The 17,646-nt window shown below is 61.8% G+C and carries 12 protein-coding genes; 9 read left to right on the top strand and 3 right to left on the bottom strand.

Annotation, left to right across the window (positions count from 1 at the left end; genetic code table 11):
- Positions 1 to 25: 25 nt before the first annotated feature.
- The 4 genes from AB4P90_RS06395 (at position 26) to AB4P90_RS06380 (ending at position 7,397) form a co-directional block, all read left to right on the top strand.
- Positions 26 to 2,044, top strand: a complete 2,019-nt coding sequence (locus AB4P90_RS06395) for a TonB-dependent receptor (RefSeq protein WP_103451489.1) — start codon at positions 26 to 28, stop codon at positions 2,042 to 2,044.
- A 481-nt stretch (positions 2,045 to 2,525) separates the two neighbouring features.
- Positions 2,526 to 4,943, top strand: coding sequence for a glucose/quinate/shikimate family membrane-bound PQQ-dependent dehydrogenase (locus tag AB4P90_RS06390; RefSeq protein ID WP_014717088.1), 2,418 nt, complete (start codon positions 2,526 to 2,528; stop codon positions 4,941 to 4,943).
- A 167-nt stretch (positions 4,944 to 5,110) separates the two neighbouring features.
- On the top strand, positions 5,111 to 5,956 hold the full coding sequence (locus AB4P90_RS06385; RefSeq protein WP_038449041.1) for a 2OG-Fe(II) oxygenase: 846 nt from the start codon (positions 5,111 to 5,113) through the stop codon (positions 5,954 to 5,956).
- A gap of 34 nt (positions 5,957 to 5,990) precedes the next feature.
- Entirely contained in the window at positions 5,991 to 7,397 is a 1,407-nt protein-coding gene (locus AB4P90_RS06380) for a pyridoxal phosphate-dependent decarboxylase family protein (RefSeq protein WP_395605750.1), read from the top strand.
- On the opposite strand, the gene AB4P90_RS06375 is transcribed toward AB4P90_RS06380, so the two are convergent.
- Positions 7,394 to 9,730, bottom strand: coding sequence for a putative bifunctional diguanylate cyclase/phosphodiesterase (locus tag AB4P90_RS06375; RefSeq protein WP_395606085.1), 2,337 nt, complete (start codon positions 9,728 to 9,730; stop codon positions 7,394 to 7,396). The genes AB4P90_RS06380 and AB4P90_RS06375 overlap by 4 nt on opposite strands.
- A 332-nt stretch (positions 9,731 to 10,062) precedes the next feature.
- On the opposite strand from AB4P90_RS06375, the gene lon reads away from it, so the two are divergent.
- The 5 genes from lon to cmoB all read left to right on the top strand — a co-directional run bounded on the left by lon (position 10,063) and on the right by cmoB (position 15,464).
- Positions 10,063 to 12,483: an endopeptidase La gene (lon, locus tag AB4P90_RS06370; RefSeq protein ID WP_019817668.1), complete on the top strand. Its 2,421-nt coding sequence runs from the start codon at positions 10,063 to 10,065 to the stop codon at positions 12,481 to 12,483.
- A gap of 200 nt (positions 12,484 to 12,683) precedes the next feature.
- A complete protein-coding gene (locus AB4P90_RS06365) occupies positions 12,684 to 13,073 on the top strand; it encodes a protease inhibitor I42 family protein (protein ID WP_032903312.1) in 390 nt (129 codons plus the stop codon).
- 1 nt (position 13,074) lies between these two features.
- Positions 13,075 to 13,731 (top strand): lysoplasmalogenase, encoded by a 657-nt coding sequence (locus AB4P90_RS06360; RefSeq protein ID WP_191949102.1) that lies wholly within the window; start codon positions 13,075 to 13,077, stop codon positions 13,729 to 13,731.
- A gap of 36 nt (positions 13,732 to 13,767) precedes the next feature.
- A complete protein-coding gene (gene cmoA / locus AB4P90_RS06355) occupies positions 13,768 to 14,511 on the top strand; it encodes a carboxy-S-adenosyl-L-methionine synthase CmoA (protein WP_014717080.1) in 744 nt (247 codons plus the stop codon).
- On the top strand, positions 14,508 to 15,464 hold the full coding sequence (cmoB, locus tag AB4P90_RS06350) for a tRNA 5-methoxyuridine(34)/uridine 5-oxyacetic acid(34) synthase CmoB (protein ID WP_020301206.1): 957 nt from the start codon (positions 14,508 to 14,510) through the stop codon (positions 15,462 to 15,464). The genes cmoA and cmoB overlap by 4 nt, the downstream gene beginning before the upstream one ends.
- 140 nt (positions 15,465 to 15,604) lie before the next feature.
- On the opposite strand, the gene tadA is transcribed toward cmoB, so the two are convergent.
- Positions 15,605 to 16,102 (bottom strand): tRNA adenosine(34) deaminase TadA, encoded by a 498-nt coding sequence (gene tadA / locus AB4P90_RS06345; RefSeq protein WP_019817664.1) that lies wholly within the window; start codon positions 16,100 to 16,102, stop codon positions 15,605 to 15,607.
- Positions 16,102 to 17,484 carry a multicopper oxidase family protein gene (locus AB4P90_RS06340; RefSeq protein WP_014717077.1) on the bottom strand — a complete coding sequence of 461 codons (1,383 nt, stop codon included), beginning with the start codon at positions 17,482 to 17,484 and terminating at the stop codon, positions 16,102 to 16,104. The genes tadA and AB4P90_RS06340 overlap by 1 nt, the downstream gene beginning before the upstream one ends.
- Positions 17,485 to 17,646 lie beyond the last annotated feature (162 nt).

The raw sequence follows: 17,646 nt of genomic DNA, 5'->3' as shown, positions 1-17,646 counted from the left end.
CAGTCATTTTGCCCAGGAATCTCCGATGTCGCTGCCTTCTCTCTGGCGCTTGTCGCCCCTCGCCGCCGCCCTGTTGATTGGCTCCCAGGCCCATGCCCTGGAACTGCCACCCCAAGTGGTCACTGGCAACCCGCTGGGCAGCGAACAGCTGGCCTCGCCCACCACTGTGCTGACAGGCGATGACCTGACCCTGCAACAAAAAGGCAGCCTCGGTGAAACCCTGAACAAGCAGCCGGGTGTGTCGTCTTCGTACTTTGGCCCGGGGGCCAGCCGCCCGATCATTCGCGGCCAGGACGGCGACCGCATTCGTATTCTGCGCAACGGTGTGGGGGCGCTGGATGCCTCGTCGCTGTCCTACGACCACGCGGTACCGCTGGACCCGATCAACGTTGACCGCATCGAAATCGTGCGGGGCCCGGCCGCCCTGCTGTACGGCGGCAGCGCCATCGGCGGGGTGGTCAACACCTTCGACAATCGCATCCCCACCGAGGCCATCGAAGGCATCCATGGCGCTGGCGAGTTGCGCTACGGCGGTGCCGACACCACCCGCAGCAGCGCGGGCAAGTTGGAGGCCGGCAACGGTACCTTCGCCCTGCACCTGGATGCCAATGGGCGCGAATTCAACGACCTTAAAATCCCAGGCTATGCCCGCAGCCGGCATGCACCGGAGAGCGAGAACGGCCCCGGCAAAAACGGGCGCCTGGGTAACAGCAATGGGCGCCAGGACGGCGGTGCGGTGGGCGGTTCCTACACTTGGGACGATGGTTATGCCGGGCTGTCCTACAGCAATTACGACAGTAACTACGGCTCACCCGCCGAGCAGGATGTGCGCATCCGCATGAAACAGGACCACTACGCCTTTGCGTCCGAGATCCGCAACCTGCAAGGGCCGTTTACCTCGGTGAAAATAGACGCCGGTTACACCGACTACGAACACCGGGAAATCGAAGGCGGCGAAACCGGCACCACCTTCAAGAACAAAGGCTATGAAGCCCGCGTTGAAGCCCGACACCAGCCGATTGGCCCGTTCGATGGCGTGGTCGGCGCCCAAGTGACGCGCAACGAATTCTCGGCCCTGGGCGAAGAAGCTTTCGTGCCACAGAGCGACACCAACGCCGGCGCGCTGTTTATCCTCGAAGAAATGCAAGCCACTGAACGCCTGAAACTCAGCCTCGGCGCACGCGTGGAACACACCAGCGTCGACCCGAACGCCAAAGGCAACGAGCGTTTTGCCAATGCCGACAAGAGCAATAACTTCACCGCCGGCAGCTTGTCGTCTGGCGCTGTCTACACCCTTACGCCGGTCTGGTCCCTGGCCGCCACCCTGGGCTACACCGAACGCGCACCGACCTTCTACGAGCTGTATGCCAACGGCGCCCACGTCGCCACCGGCACCTACGAGTTGGGCGATGCCAACCTGAAGAAAGAAAAAGCCGTGTCCAGCGACCTGGCGCTGCGCTTTGACAACGGCACCCACAAGGGCAGCTTTGGCGTGTTCTATAGCCGCTTCTCCAATTACATCGGTTTGCTCGGCACTGGCCGTACGCTAAACGACGAAGGTGAAGAGGACGCGGGCGGTATTCCCGAGTACGAATATTCTGGCGTACGAGCACGCTTCGCCGGCTTCGAAGCCCAGGATCACTGGAAGCTCGGCGAAGGTGCCTACGGCAAGTTCGCGCTGGAACTGTCGGGCGATTACACCCGAGCCACCAACCTGGACACCGGCGAAGCCTTGCCGCGCATTGCGCCCCTGCGTTTGAACAGCGGCTTGCTGTGGGAACTGGATCGCTGGCAGGCACGTATCGATGTGGAACATGCCGCAGGCCAAGGACGCGTGCCGGATAACGAAAGCGGCACCGATGGCTACACCACCCTCGGCGCCAGCGCGGGGTATCGCTTCAATGTGGGCGGCAGCCAGTGGCTGGCCTTCGTCAACGGAGAAAACCTGACCAACCAGACCGTGCGCTATGCCAGCTCGATCCTGCGCGATATCGCGCCGGCGCCAGGTAGAAGCGTGCAGTTCGGGGTTCGCACTACCTTCTAATCATCACCGAAAATCCCCTGTGGGAGCGGGCTTGCCCGCGAAAGCGTTGGGTCAGTCAACATCAATGTTTGCTGGGCCGACGTCTTCGCAGGCAAGCCAGCTCCCACATTTGAAGGTCGTTGCGTTGAGCATTGCGTTCGCTTGACTGATCGGGATCGGGGCGACTATCTGTCACTGTTACCAAAACTGAAATGATGCATCTTGCGATTCACCCTTTCTCAAAACGCCCCGCCGCATTATCCTTCGCAACAATCTGAAACGCTTCAGCTCCCGGTCGACTCCTTTTGCCGAATCTCTTTTTGCTCAAAGACAGCGCTGTCTTAATCCGACCTGCGCTCGGGAGTTTATTGCCTGCCTGTGGATAACCCGGTTACCTACAGAAAAAACCAAAAATAACGATGAACCAAGCCCGAGCCGAATCGTCATCTACAGTGAGTGAAGCACGGGGTTACATAATTCCAACGTAACGGAGAAACACACTATGAGCACTGATGGTGCCTCAAGCCCAAGCCGCCTGTTGCCCAGGCTGCTAGGCGTCTTGCTGCTGATCATGGGGCTGGCCTTGCTGGCTGGCGGCGTCAAGCTGAGCATGCTCGGCGGGTCGCTGTACTACCTGCTCGCCGGTATCGGCATCACCCTGACCGGCGTGTTGCTGCTGGCCACCCGCCGCGCCGCGCTGGGCTTGTACGCACTGGTGTTGTTCGCCAGCACCGTGTGGGCCTTGTGGGAAGTCGGCCTGGACTGGTGGCAGTTGGTGCCGCGCCTGGCCCTGCTGTTCGCCTTGGGCATCGTCATGCTGTTGCCGTGGTTTCGTCGTCCGTTGCTGCGTGGCCAAGCGGCCCCGCTGGGTACCGGTGCGCTGAGCGTTGCCGTGGTGCTGGCGGGCGCGACCGCCCTGGCCAGCCAATTCACCAACCCAGGTGAAATGGTCAAGACCGGCCAACTGGACCGCGACGCGGTGCCGGGTATGGCCAGCGCTGCGCCAACCCAGGCCGATGGCGACTGGAACTCCTATGGCCGCTCGGCCTTCGGTGACCGTTACTCGCCACTGGCACAGATCACCCCGGAGAACGCCCATAAGCTGGTGCCGGCGTGGACTTATCGCACGGGCGACATCCCTGGCCCAGGCGATCCCGGTGAAACCACCGCGGAAAATACCCCGCTGAAAGTCAATGGCATGCTCTACGTGTGCACACCGCACAGCCAAGTGATTGCCCTGGACCCGGATACCGGCAAGGAAATCTGGCGTTTTGACCCGAAGATCACCACCCAGGGTGCTGAGAGCTTCAAAGGTTGGGCGCACATGACCTGCCGTGGCGTGTCGTACCACGATGACGCCGCCTACGCTTCCGAGCAGAGCCCGACGGGCACTGCCAGCCCGGCCGCCGCTCCGAATGCCTGCCCGAAACGTATCTTCGTGCCGACCGCCGACACCCGTCTGATCGCCCTGAACGCCGACACCGGCAAGATGTGCGAAGACTTCGGTGACAAAGGTCAGGTCGACCTGCGTGCCAACATCGGCAGCTTCGCCCCAGGCGGTTACTACTCCACGTCGCCACCGGCCGTGACCAAGAACCTGGTCGTGATCGGCGGTCACGTGACCGACAACGTTTCCATCGACGAGCCAAGCGGCGTGATCCGCGCGTTCGACGTGCACACCGGCAAGCTGGTGTGGAACTGGGACAGCGGCAACCCGGACGACACCACCCCGTTGGCCGAGGGCAAGACCTACACCCGCAACTCGCCGAACATGTGGTCCATGTTCGCCGTGGATGAAAAACTCGGCATGCTCTACCTGCCGATGGGCAACCAGATGCCCGACCAGTACGGCGGCGACCGTACCGATGAGTCCGAGAAGTACGCCGCTGGCCTGACCGCCCTGGACATCGACACCGGCCACGTGAAGTGGACCTTCCAGTTCACCCACCACGACCTGTGGGACATGGACGTGGGCGGCCAGCCTTCGCTGATCGACATCAAGACCGCTGCGGGCGTGAAGCAGGCAGTGATGGCGTCGACCAAGCAAGGCAGCATCTACGTGCTGGACCGCGCCACTGGCCAGCCAGTGGTGCCCGTCAATGAAATCCCGGTGCCACAAGGCGCAGTGGCGGGCGACCGCACCTCCCCTACCCAACCCAAGTCCGACCTGAACTTCATGCCGCCGCCGTTGAAAGAACGCGACATGTGGGGCGTGACCCCGTTCGACCAGATGCTGTGCCGGATCGACTTCAAATCCATGCGCTACGACGGCCCGTTCACACCGCCGTCCCTGCAAGGTTCGATCGTGTACCCAGGCAACTTCGGCGTGTTCGACTGGGGCGGCATCTCGGTTGACCCGGTGCGCCAGATCGCCTTCGTGAACCCAAGCTACATGGCGTTCAAATCGAAGCTGATCCCAGCTGCCGACATTGCCAAGCAAGGCCCACGCGTCAGCGAAACCGAAGGCGTGCAGCCGAACAAAGGCGCCCCGTATGGTGTGATCCTTGAAGCGCTGCTGTCGCCGATGGGCCTGCCGTGCCAGGCACCGGCCTGGGGCTACGTGGCGGCGGTCGACCTGACCACCCACCAGACCATCTGGATGCACAAGAACGGCACCGTGCGTGATAGCTCGCCGGTTCCAATCCCACTGACCATGGGCGTGCCTAGCCTGGGCGGTACGTTCACCACCGCCGGGGGCGTCGCGTTCCTCAGCGGCACCCTGGACCAGTACCTGCGTGCCTATGACGTGAAAAACGGCAAGCAACTGTGGGAAGGCCGCCTGCCTGCAGGCGCGCAAACCACCCCGATGACCTACACCGGCAAGGACGGCAAGCAATACGTGCTGGTCATGGCGGGCGGTCACGGCTCCCTGGGGACCAAGCAGGGTGACTATGTAATGGCGTTCAAACTGCCGGATTAAGCAACGCTGGCGGTACAAAAAAGCGGCGGCCCGAATGGGCAGCCGCTTTTTTTTGCCTGCCGAAAATGCCCCAGCGTTTCCCCTCAGCCCTTTAAAACTAATTTAGTGCGCACGCCCTGCGTAATACAAAAGGCGTACGGATAAAACTTTAAAGGGAGCTTCACCGCATGACGGACCATGTCGCTACAAAACCGATGCTTTCCACCCCCACAAAAATCCTGGAGCTTGAACACCTCAATACTGCCAGTTTGAAAAAACTCATCAGTGGCGAAGTGCTTGCCATTCGGGTACCTGAGTTTGCCAACGCAACCACCAGCGCACGGTTGATTCAGGCCATCGACGATACCGCCACCCTGGAACACTACGGCCATGAAACCTACGAAGAGGGGCGCGTCGTTCAGCACTTCTACGGTGTGCATCGCTGGGGCACGCCGTTCAACTCCACGTACGGCAAGGCCGCCGGCGGTGACGCCCAAGAAAAATATTATGCAGACGCGGCCCGTATGCGCGGCCTTATCGACAGCCTCTGTGCGCCGCAAACGCCGCCCATTCAACAGCTGATGGAACAGTTCCAGGCGCTCTGGCCGCAAGGTGCAACAGCCGCTGCGTTCCAGGGCCGACCGATGTTTTGCGGGATCATCCGCGTCATGTTCCCGGAGACGGCGCACCTCTCGGAAACGGTGCCCCATGTGGATTGCCTGCCCCGCACAGTCGCTGAACTGCAGCATCAATTCAGCGCCAATATCTACCTGCAAACACCGCCTTCGGGGGGCGAGTTGGTCATCTGGGATACCCAAGCCTTTGGCTATGAGGAGGTCAAGCGCTTCGAGGGGGCCCAACTGCCCGAACAGTGTTTACAAAAACCGCTGCGCATCCGCCCACGCCAGAACGAACTGGTGCTCATCAATACCCGCCGCCCCCACGCCATCTGCGGGTTCGATTCGGGAAAACGCGTCAGCATGCAGTCGTTTATCGGCTATAACGCCGGCGAACCGTTTTACTTCTGGTGCTAATACTTTTATTGCTCGTGCACATGGACGTTTATCTATGACCCCCGAAGAATTCCGCCAACATGGCTATGCCATGATCGACCTGATTGCAGACTACCGACAGAACATCGAACAACGCGGCGTGCAGCCCACCACCCAACCTGGCGAGATCAAAGCCGCCCTGCCGGTCAGCCCGCCTGAAACCGCCGAACCGTTCGAACAGATCATGGGCGATGTCGAAAAACTGATCATGCCCGGCTTGCTGCATTGGCAGCATCCCAGTTTCTTCGGGTTCTTCCCTTCCAATGTGGAACTGTCCTCAGTGCTGGGCGATTGCCTGAGCACCGGCCTGGGTGTGATTGGGTTGTCCTGGCAATCCAGCCCGGCCCTCACCGAAATCGAGGAAGTCACCACCGATTGGCTGCGCGACATGCTCGGCCTGGGCAGCACGTGGAGCGGTGTGATCCAGGACTCTGCGTCCACGTCCACGCTGGTGGCGCTTATCAGCGCCCGGGAACGCAGCTCCGATTACGCGCTGATGCACAACGGCCTGCAAAACAGCGGCGCGCCCCTGATCGTCTACACCTCAGCCCATGCCCACAGCTCGGTCAACAAGGCGGCGATCCTGGCCGGATTCGGCCAGAACCATATCCGCACCATCGCCACCGATGCACACAATGCAATGTCGCCCCAGGCACTGGCGCACGCCATCGAACAGGACCTGACCGCCGGCAACACGCCCTGCGTGGTGATTGCCACCACCGGCACCACGGCCGCCATGGCGATCGACCCTCTGGCGGCCATTGGCGACCTGACCCAACGCCACGGCCTGTGGCTGCATGTAGACTCGGCCATGGCTGGCGCCGCGATGATCCTGCCAGAATGCCGGGCCTTGTGGGATGGCATCGAAAAGGCTGACTCCCTAGTGCTCAACCCGCACAAATGGCTGGGCGCGGCCTTCGATTGCTCGGTGTATTTCGTGCGCGACCCCGAGCATTTGATTCGCATCATGACCACCAACCCGAGTTACCTGCAGTCCAGCGCAGACGGCCAAGTGCGAAACTACCGTGACTGGCGGATCTCCCTGGGCAGCCGTTTCCGCGCTTTGAAGTTGTGGTTCCTGATACGCGAGCAAGGCGTCAGCGGCCTGCAAGCGCGGTTGCGGCGAGACCTGGCCAATGCGCGCTGGCTGGCAGAGCAGATCGAAGCCAGCGAACACTGGACGCTGGTGGCCACGCCCGCCTTGCAAACCTTGTGCATTCGCCATGAGCCGCCGGGTTTGCAAGGCCAGGCACTGGACCATCACACCCGAGCCTGGGCAGAAAAACTCAACCAGTCAGGCGATGCCTACGTCACCCCCGCCCTCCTCGATGAGCGCTGGATGGTGAGGGTGTCCATCGGCGCGCTGGGCACCGAACGCCAGCATGTTCAAAGGTTGTGGGCGCGGTTGCAAACACTGGTCTAAGTAGGCACCCGCTCACGCCGCAACCACCGCTCGAACGCCATGGCGTTGAGCGGCCGGCTGATCAGGTAGCCCTGGGCCGTGTCGCAGTTCCAGCGTTTGAGCAAGGTGAGGCTGTGCTCGAACTCCACGCCCTCGGCCACCACCTTGAGCCCCAGGCTATGACTCATCTCGATGGTGGAACGCACGATCACGCCGTCGCCGCTGGTGCTGTCGAGGTTGCGCACAAAGGACTGGTCGATCTTCAGCTCTTGCACCGGTAGGCGCTGCAATTGGGCGAGGGACGAGTAGCCGGTGCCGAAATCATCCACCGACAGGCTGATTCCGCAATTGCGCAGCTGCTCCAGCACGCTGAGGGCCTGCTGCGGGTTGTGCATGATGGCGCTCTCGGTGATTTCAAAAATCAAATGCTCGGCGTCCACGTGGTATTGGGCCAATAGCGCAGTGACGCGAATGGCCAAGTCATCATCCGCCAAGTCGTTCACGGAGATATTCACCGACAGCTGGATAACCAGCCCACGCTGCGCCCATTCGGCAATCTGGCGGATGGCTTCCTCGATCACCCACAGCGTTAGCGCGCTCATGCTACCGGTGCGTTCGGCCAGGGGAATGAACTCCCCGGGGGACACTTGCCCCAGCGTCGGGTGTTGCCAACGCAGCAAGGCTTCAGCCTGGCTCACATGGCCGTGCCGCAGATCGAGCTTGGGCTGGTAGCACAGGTACAACTCGCCTTCGATCACGGCACGGCGCAAGTCGCGAATCAGGGTGATCTGGCGTTGGTGGGCGAGGTCTCGGTCCGGTTGGTAGATCTGCAAATGCCCCGGCAGGTTGGCCGCGTCGTGCCGGGCGATGGCCGCGCGGTTGATCAATTCTTCCACCTGTTGCCCATCAGCAGGGTACGCGGCGATGCCGATACTCACTTCATGGCGCACTTCGTCATTGCCGATGCGCAGGGGTTCGGTCAACGCCCCATGCAACTGGTCGGCGCGGGCCACGGCTGAGTCGATCTCGGTGTTTTCCAGCAACAACAGAAACTCACTGCCGGCGATGCGTGCTGCGGTGTCGCTGGCCAACAGGCTGCTGGACAAGCAGCGGCTGGCCTCGCACAACATGTGCTCGACACCTTCGGGGCCAAACCCTTCGTTGATGACCCGGTAGTTTTCAATCCCCACGTACAGCAACACCACCGGCCGCCGTGCGCTGATCGCGCTGCCCAGGCGCTCCATGGCCAGGGCGCGGTTGGGCAGGCCGGTGAGCGGGTCATGCAAGGCATTGTGGGCCAGTTGCCGCTCGCGCAGGGCGATGCCGCTTTGCATGGCATTGAACGCACGCGCCAGCAGGCCGAACTCGTCGTGGCTGCGCACCCGCACCGGGGTGCGGTAGTCACCGGCCCCGATCCGTTCAGCGGCTTGCACCAGCGCATTGAGCGGGCGTGACACTCGCCGCGCCAGGAATAATGCCACCGCCAGCGAGACCAGCAGCACCGCCAGGGCAATCCCCATGAACTGCCGGTCCAGCGGCGCGAAGGATTCCAGCGCATGGTCCAGCGGGCTTTGCAGCAACACGCGCACTTCATCGCCTTCGCCGCTGTTGGCCAAGGGCAACACTTGGCTGAGCACACGCTGGCCGTGGAACAGCTGGATCTTCGCCTCAAGATCGACCTGCGTGCCATGCAAGAGGCTGATGATGCTTGGGCGCCAATTGCCAGGGTGGGTGGTGAACAACTGACCGAGATGGCCGTCCTGCACACTGAGGAACGACACCTCCAGGTTGCTCATGGAGCGCAGTTCATGGGCGAATTGCGTGTCCATGGGAAAGCCCATGACCACGCGTGCGATCGGCACAGGCCCGAGCACATCTTTTTGCACCAGCAAATAGGGGCGCCCGGCCATGGCGACGATCAACATTTGCTGGCCGCTGCGCCGCGCCTTGCGCAAGGCATCGGCATACGGGAACAGCTGGCCGCGCGTCTGCATCAGCAGGGTGCTGACCATGACCCTGTCATCCAGGCCCAGCACCATCACTTCGCTGGAACTGACCCCGGTGCCATGGGTGCCCAGGGCCGCCAGGATCGGCAGCGTGCGGCCGCCGGCCACCGCCTGCTTGAACGGCCCATCGGCGGTGAGCCAGTCCAACCCGTACTGCAAGCGCCGCCCGCGCAGGTCCAGCAGGCGCTCGAACACCTGCCGCCCCGTGTTCAGCTGTACGTCGGCCTGGTTCTCCACCGCCCGAGTGGTGGCAGCGTTCACGGCAAAATAGGTGGCGGCCACGACCACCAGTAACAACAGCGCCAGCACCCCGGCTATGCGGGTCTGAAACGTGTGGCGCCAATGCATGGCCGCGCCCTCGGGCCGCGCTCGTCGCTCTTGGCCGTGCTTTCCTTGTGTCATACGCGTCCCTGCCGACTGCTAACCGGCGTCAAAAAAACATCCTTTTTAATGGATTATTTTATTTAGGCAGGTTAGCTGGGACTGAGGATAAGTAAACCCAATAAAAGCTGGGCCTAACTGTCATATTATTGACGATCAATTCGAGAAGCGGAGGGGTAAAGTACGTTGACCCCACCTCTCCCGTTATTTCATGCAAATTGTTGCTAACGACGCCGCCCCATTGAAACCACCGCAACCCCGCCCCATCTAACCTGCATACTTACTGATGCAGGTGCCCCATGAGCGACCAGCAAGAATTTCCAGATTACGACCTCAACGATTACGCCGACCCCGAAAACGCCGAAACCTCCTCGTCCAACACCGGCCTGGCGCTGCCTGGGCAAAACCTGCCGGACAAGGTTTACATCATCCCGATCCACAACCGGCCGTTTTTCCCGGCCCAAGTGTTGCCGGTGATCGTCAATGAAGAGCCCTGGGCCGAAACCCTGGAGTTGGTGAGCAAATCCGACCACCACTCCCTTGCGCTGTTTTTCATGGACACGCCGCCCGAAGACCCACGCCACTTCGACACCTCCGCCCTGCCGCTGTACGGCACCCTGGTGAAGGTGCACCACGCCAGCCGCGAGAACGGCAAGCTGCAGTTCGTCGCCCAGGGCCTGACCCGCGTGCGCATCAAGACCTGGCTCAAGCACCACCGCCCACCGTACCTGGTGGAAGTCGAATACCCGCACCAGCCCAGCGAGCCGACCGATGAGGTCAAGGCCTACGGCATGGCGCTGATCAATGCGATCAAGGAACTGCTGCCCCTCAACCCGCTGTACAGCGAAGAGTTGAAGAACTACCTCAACCGCTTCAGCCCCAACGACCCGTCGCCGCTCACCGACTTTGCCGCCGCCCTCACCTCGGCGACAGGTAATGAACTGCAGGAAGTGCTGGACTGCGTGCCCATGCTCAAACGCATGGAAAAAGTGCTGCCGATGCTGCGCAAAGAGGTAGAAGTCGCGCGTCTGCAAAAAGAGCTCTCCGCCGAGGTAAACCGCAAGATCGGCGAGCACCAGCGTGAGTTCTTCCTCAAGGAACAACTCAAGGTCATCCAGCAGGAACTGGGCCTGACCAAGGACGATCGCAGCGCCGATGTCGAACAGTTCGAACAGCGCCTGCAAGGCAAGGTGCTGCCGGCGCAAGCGAAAAAACGCATTGATGAAGAACTGAACAAACTGTCGATCCTGGAAACCGGTTCGCCGGAATACGCCGTCACGCGCAACTACCTGGACTGGGCCACCTCGGTGCCGTGGGGCGTATACGGTGAAGACAAACTCGACCTCAAGCACGCGCGCAAAGTGCTCGACAAGCACCATGCGGGCCTGGATGACATCAAGAGCCGCATCCTCGAATTCCTCGCCGTGGGCGCCTACAAAGGCGAAGTCGCCGGTTCCATCGTGTTGCTGGTGGGCCCGCCCGGCGTGGGCAAGACGAGTGTGGGCAAGTCCATCGCCGAATCCCTGGGGCGGCCGTTCTATCGCTTCAGTGTTGGCGGCATGCGCGACGAGGCCGAGATCAAGGGCCACCGGCGCACCTACATCGGCGCCCTGCCCGGCAAGCTGGTGCAGGCGTTGAAAGACGTGGAAGTGATGAACCCGGTGATCATGCTCGACGAAATCGACAAGATGGGCCAGAGCTTCCAGGGCGACCCGGCGTCGGCGTTGCTGGAAACCCTGGACCCGGAACAGAACGTCGAATTCCTCGACCATTACCTGGACCTGCGCCTGGACCTGTCCAAAGTGCTGTTTGTGTGCACCGCCAACACCCTGGACTCGATCCCGGGCCCGTTGCTGGACCGCATGGAAGTAATTCGCCTGTCGGGCTATATCACCGAAGAAAAAGTCGCCATCGCCAAGCGCCACCTGTGGCCCAAGCAGTTGGAAAAAGCCGGCGTGGCCAAAAACAGCCTGACCATCACCGACGGCGCCCTGCGCGCATTGATCGATGGTTATGCTCGGGAAGCCGGCGTGCGCCAACTGGAGAAGCAACTGGGCAAGCTGGTGCGCAAGGCGGTGGTCAAGCTGCTGGATGAACCGGAGTCGGTGATCAAGATCGGCAACAAGGACCTGGAAAGCTCCCTGGGCATGCCCGTGTTCCGTAATGAGCAAGTGCTGTCCGGCACCGGCGTGATTACCGGCCTGGCCTGGACCAGCATGGGCGGCGCCACCTTGCCGATCGAAGCGACGCGCATCCACACGCTCAATCGCGGCTTCAAGCTCACCGGGCAGTTGGGTGAAGTGATGAAAGAGTCCGCCGAAATCGCCTACAGCTACATCAGCTCAAACCTGAAGTCGTTTGGCGGCGATGCGAAATTCTTCGACGAGGCCTTCGTGCACTTGCACGTGCCGGAAGGCGCCACGCCGAAAGACGGCCCGAGTGCCGGCGTGACCATGGCCAGTGCGTTGCTGTCCCTGGCCCGCAACCAACCGCCGAAAAAAGGTGTGGCGATGACCGGCGAACTGACCTTGACCGGGCATGTACTGCCGATTGGCGGGGTGCGCGAGAAGGTGATTGCGGCGCGGCGCCAGAAGATTCACGAGTTGATCTTGCCGGAGCCCAACCGTGGCAGCTTTGAAGAGTTGCCGGATTATTTGAAGGAAGGGATGACGGTGCACTTTGCCAAGCGGTTTGCGGATGTGGCGAAGGTGCTCTTCTGACACTGCTTTAGTGCCTGTACGGGCCCTATCGCGGGCAAGCCCGGCTCCCACAGGGATCGGCGTTGTTGATGACAACGCGGGTCAAATGTGGGAGCGGGCTTGCCCGCGATGGCGCCATCCGCCATACCGCATGCCCTCTTGTCACACCTTGTCTCATCTTCGGTTATGCTCCCCCTTCGTCGTGTATTAACGGAGCCTTCATGACCGCTGCCCGCCTGTTTCTCCCCTTGAGCCTTGCCCTGCTGGCCGCATGCGCCAGTGCCCCCCAGCAAAACGTCAGCGTGGACAACCAGAGCGCCTGCCCGCTCCAGCTTAAAAACGGGCAAAACCTGATCCTCACCCTGCCCAGCAACCCCACCACCGGTTACCGCTGGGCCATCCAGGACTCCGCGGGCGGCGTGTTGCGCGCCTTGAGCCCTGAGGTCTACAGCAGCACCGAGTCCGGCGTGATCGGCGGGGGCGGCCAGTCCACCTGGCGCTTCCAGGCGTTTGCCCCAGGGCAAGGGCGTTTGCGCCTGACATCCCAGCAACCCTGGGAGCCAGAGGCCGAACCTGTCGAAACCTTTGACTGCGCCATTACGGTGAACTGATATGCCATGGCTGATCCTTGCCTTGATGGGCGCCGGCACCTTTGTCTATGGCCTGGCGACCCATGCGACGCTGCTGTGCCTGCTGGTCAAGCCACTGCCGGTGCTGGCGCTGCTGGGTTGGCTGCATGACGCGCCGCCCACCGAGTATCGACGCTGGATCAGCCTGGGGTTGATTTTTTCCGTGGTGGGCGACGTGTTACTTGCCTGGCCAGGCGACCTGTTTATCTTTGGCCTGGGCGCGTTTCTGTTCGCGCATTTGGCTTATCTCAAAGCTTATTTCAGTGACTGTCGGCGCTTGGCGCTGCTGCCGATGGTGCTGGCCCTCGGCGTGGGCGCAATCTTGCTGAGCATCCTGATCTCCCACGGCCTCGGTGAACTGCTGATACCGGTGGTGGTTTACGCGCTGGTGATCAGCGCCATGCTCTGGCGTGCGTTGGCACGACTGGGCAGCGAGGTGCCCAAACGTTCAGCGTGGCTGGCGGCGGTGGGTGCGGTGTCGTTTGTGGTTTCCGACGCGCTGATCGGCATCAACCGGTTTGTGCTGGCGTTCGAGGCAGCGCCGTATTTGCTGATCACCACCTACTGGCTCGGGCAGTGGGGCATCACCGCCTCGGCTTTCCATCAGACAACCCGCGCATCCGAGGAGCAACTTGGCTAAAATGCCGGCCTTTCCCCCATCGTCGCCGGAACAGCCGTGAGCAAAGAACCCGATCGCCTATTCGCCCAGCCCCTGCCCCAGGTGCCGGACTTCGCCTTTAACGAGGATGTGGTGCGGGTGTTCCCGGACATGATCAAGCGCTCGGTGCCGGGCTACCCCACCATCGTCGAAAACCTCGGCGTGCTGGCCGCGCAATTTGCCCAACCGGGTAGCGTGCTGTATGACCTGGGCTCTTCCCTGGGCGCCGTGACCCAAGCCCTGCGTCGCCATGTACGCACCGAGGGTTGCCGGGTGATCGCCGTGGATAACTCCGCCGCGATGGTCGAGCGCTGCCGCGAATACCTCAATGGCCAGGACTCGATGTTCCAGGAGTTGCTGCCGGTGGAGGTGATCGAGGGCGACATCCTCGCCCTGCAATTCAAGCCCGCCTCGGTGGTGGCCCTGAACTTCACCCTGCAATTTATCGCCCCCCAGGAGCGCCTGGCGTTGCTGGGGCGCATTCGCCAGGCGCTGCTGCCGGGCGGGGCGTTGATCCTCTCGGAAAAGCTGCGCTTTAACGATGTTGAAGAGCACGCGCTGCTGACCGACCTGCATATCGCCTTCAAACGCGCCAACGGCTACAGCGAACTGGAAATCGCCCAGAAGCGCAGCGCCATCGAAAACGTCATGAAGCCCGACAGCCTCGAAGAACACCGCGAACGCCTGCTGGCGGCCGGGTTCTCGAAAGTCGTGCCGTGGTTCCAGTGTCTTAACTTTGCCTCGTTGATTGCCTTGCCATGATTGATTTGTCCCCCCTCGCCCGCCATCTGGTCGGCACTCCCCTGGCCGTGTGGGCCCAGGGCCTGCAAGCGCAGCTCGATAGCAAGATGGAAAAAGGCCATGGCGACCTGGAGCGCTGGCAGAGCGCCTTGGATGCACTGCCGAAGATCCAGCCCAACAGCGTAGATTTGCTCAACGGCCTGGTGCTGGACACCGATTGCGACGACGCCACCCGCGAACAGATGCACACCGCGCTGATGGGCCTGAGCCCCTGGCGCAAAGGCCCGTTCCATCTGTTCGGCGTGCATGTGGACACCGAGTGGCGTTCGGACTGGAAGTGGTCGCGGGTCGCGCCGCACCTGAACCTCAAAGGCAAGCGCATCCTCGACGTGGGCTGCGGCAACGGCTACTACATGTGGCGCATGCTCGGCGCCGGGGCCGACAGCGTGATTGGCGTGGACCCCAACTGGCTGTTCTTCTGCCAGTTCCAGGCAGTGCAGCGCTACTTGTCCGAGCCCAAGGCCTGGCACCTGCCGTTCCCGTTCGAAGACTTGCCGGCGAACCTGGAAGGCTTTGACACGGTATTTTCCATGGGCGTGTTCTACCACCGCCGCTCGCCCATCGAACATTTACTGGCGTTGAAGGACACCCTGGTCAAGGGCGGCGAGCTGGTATTGGAAACATTGGTGGTGGAAGGCGACCAACAACAAGTGCTGGTGCCAGAAGACCGTTACGCCCAGATGCGCAACGTGTGGTTCTTGCCGTCGGTGCCGGCGTTGATGCTGTGGCTGCGCCGGGCCGGGTTCAGTGACGTGCGGTGCGTGGATGTGAGCGTGACCACGGTTGAGGAGCAGCGTGGAACGCAGTGGATGAAGTATCAGTCGCTGAGTGATTTCCTGGACCCTGAGGATCACAGCAAGACCATTGAAGGGCTGCCGGCACCGATGCGGGCGGTGATCATCGCGCGCAAATAACACCACGCTCGTTCTGAAAAAATGGAGATCAACGGTGGGAGCTGGCTTGCCTGCGATAGCGGTGGGTCAGTCAATATTGGGCTGACTGACAGATGGCTATCGCAGGCAAGCCAGCTCCCACATTGATATTTCAGTGTTCTTTAGAGTGGTGGCTTGGCCCGGCGAGCCTTGAAGAACTCGCTCAGGACAGCCCCACACTCCTCGGCCAATACCCCGCCCTCAAACAACACCCGATGGTTAAGAAAACCCTGGGTAAAAAACTGACCCTGGCTTTGCACGATGCCCGCCTTCGGCTCCAACGCGCCATACACCACCCGCGCCACCCGCGAATGCACGATCAGCCCGGCACACATGCTGCACGGTTCCAGCGTCACGTACAGCGTGCTGCCCACCAGCCGATAGTTGCTGATCGCCTGAGCAGCGGCGCGGATCGCGACCATTTCGGCATGGGCGCTGGGGTCGTTGCCGCTGATGGGGCAGTTGAAGCCGCGGCCGATGATTTCACCGCCCTGCACCAGCACCGCACCCACCGGCACTTCGCCCAATGCAGCACCTTGGGCGGCGAGCGCCAGGGCTTCGCGCATAAAGTCCTGGTCGCGGCTGCGGTCGATAATCGCGGCGGGGCGAATCTGGCGCATCACGCCACCTCGATGGCGGCCATCAGGCCGGTTTCCATGTGGTCGATCACATGGCAATGGAACATCCACACCCCTGGGTTATCCGCCACCAAGGCCACGCGGGCGCGTTCGTTCTTGCCCAGCAGATAGGTGTCGGTGAAATACGGGATCACCTTGTGGCGGTTGGACGCAAGCACCTTGAAGCTCATCCCGTGCAGGTGGATCGGGTGCTGGTATTGGGTCATGTTCTTCAATTCGAAAATGTAGCTCTTGCCCTTCTCCAGCTTGGCAATCGGGCGGTCGGCACAGGTCTTGTCGGTGATGTCCCAGGCCTGGCCGTTGATCTGCCACAGGCTCGGCGGCTTGCCGTTTTCGACATTGACCGACACTGAACCGACCCATTCGAAATTGAAGTTGAGTTTCTCGGCATTGGCCAGGTCTGGCTCGGCAACCGGGTTGGCCGGCAATGCCGGTGGCCACAGGGTAGGCGCGTCGGTATTGGCCACCGAGCGGAAGGTGCCAAGGCGCACCGGGCCGTTGCGCAACGACAGTTCTTCGCCCGCCGGTGGCGCCTTGATCGCCAGGCAAATACGCATGCCCGGGCCCAGCCAATATTCCTTGCCCAACGGGCGCGGCTCGATGGGGTTGCCGTCCAACGCGTAGATCTGCGCTTCGACCCCGGGAATATTGAGGCGATAGGTCACAGTGTTATCGAGGTTGAGCAGGCGCACGCGGGTGATTTGCCCAGCCGGCAGGTCGATGACCGCCTGGGGCACCCCATTGATGGTCGACAGGCGCCCGGCCGTGCCGCCACGCGCCGCTTCACGGGGGATGCTGAACTCGACAAACCCGCCCTCTTCGTCGATGTGCCAGTTCTTCAGGCTCAAAGTGCGTTCGTACTTGAAACCGGTGGGTTCGCGCTCTTCCACGATCAACGGGCCGACCAGGCCACGGCCGAGTTCTTCGCTGCTGCTCACGTGAGGGTGATACCAGTAGCTGCCGGCATCGGGTACGCGGAATTTATAGTCGAAGTATTCGCCAGGCAGCACCGGCAATTGCGAGACGTAGGGCACGCCGTCCATTTCCAGCGGCAGGCGGATGCCGTGCCAGTGGATGGTAGTGGCGACTGGCAGATGGTTGATAAAGCGCACCCGCAGCCATTCGCCTTGGCGCACCCGCAACTCGGTGCCCGGCGCCGATGGGCCGAACGCCCAGGCCTGGGTCTTATGCCCCGGCACCAACTCTACGTCCAGGGGCGCGGCGATCAGCTCGTAATCGTGCCCCGCCTCGGACTCAGCGACTTTCCCCAGCCAGTAGCGGTAGCCACCGCCGGCACCGACGCCTACTACGGCCAGGCCAGCAAGACCACCCAGGATTTGTCGACGGGAAAAGGATCGGGACACAACAACCTCGCGTATCTGCCGCAGGCCAAGGGCCCGCAAAGGGCTGATACGATACACCTGCGTCGGCTAAACAGTAAGGCTTCGCATTGCCGCATGCCAAAAACGCCGACGACTCATCATGTGGGAGCTGGCTTGCCTGCGATTGCAGTGGGCCAGCTACGA

It is taken from the genome of Pseudomonas sp. B16120 (assembly GCF_044218845.1).
Lineage (GTDB): Bacteria > Pseudomonadota > Gammaproteobacteria > Pseudomonadales > Pseudomonadaceae > Aquipseudomonas > Aquipseudomonas paracarnis.
The sequence above is the reverse complement of the archived record's forward strand: the minus strand, read 5'-3'. Positions and strand labels throughout refer to the sequence as shown.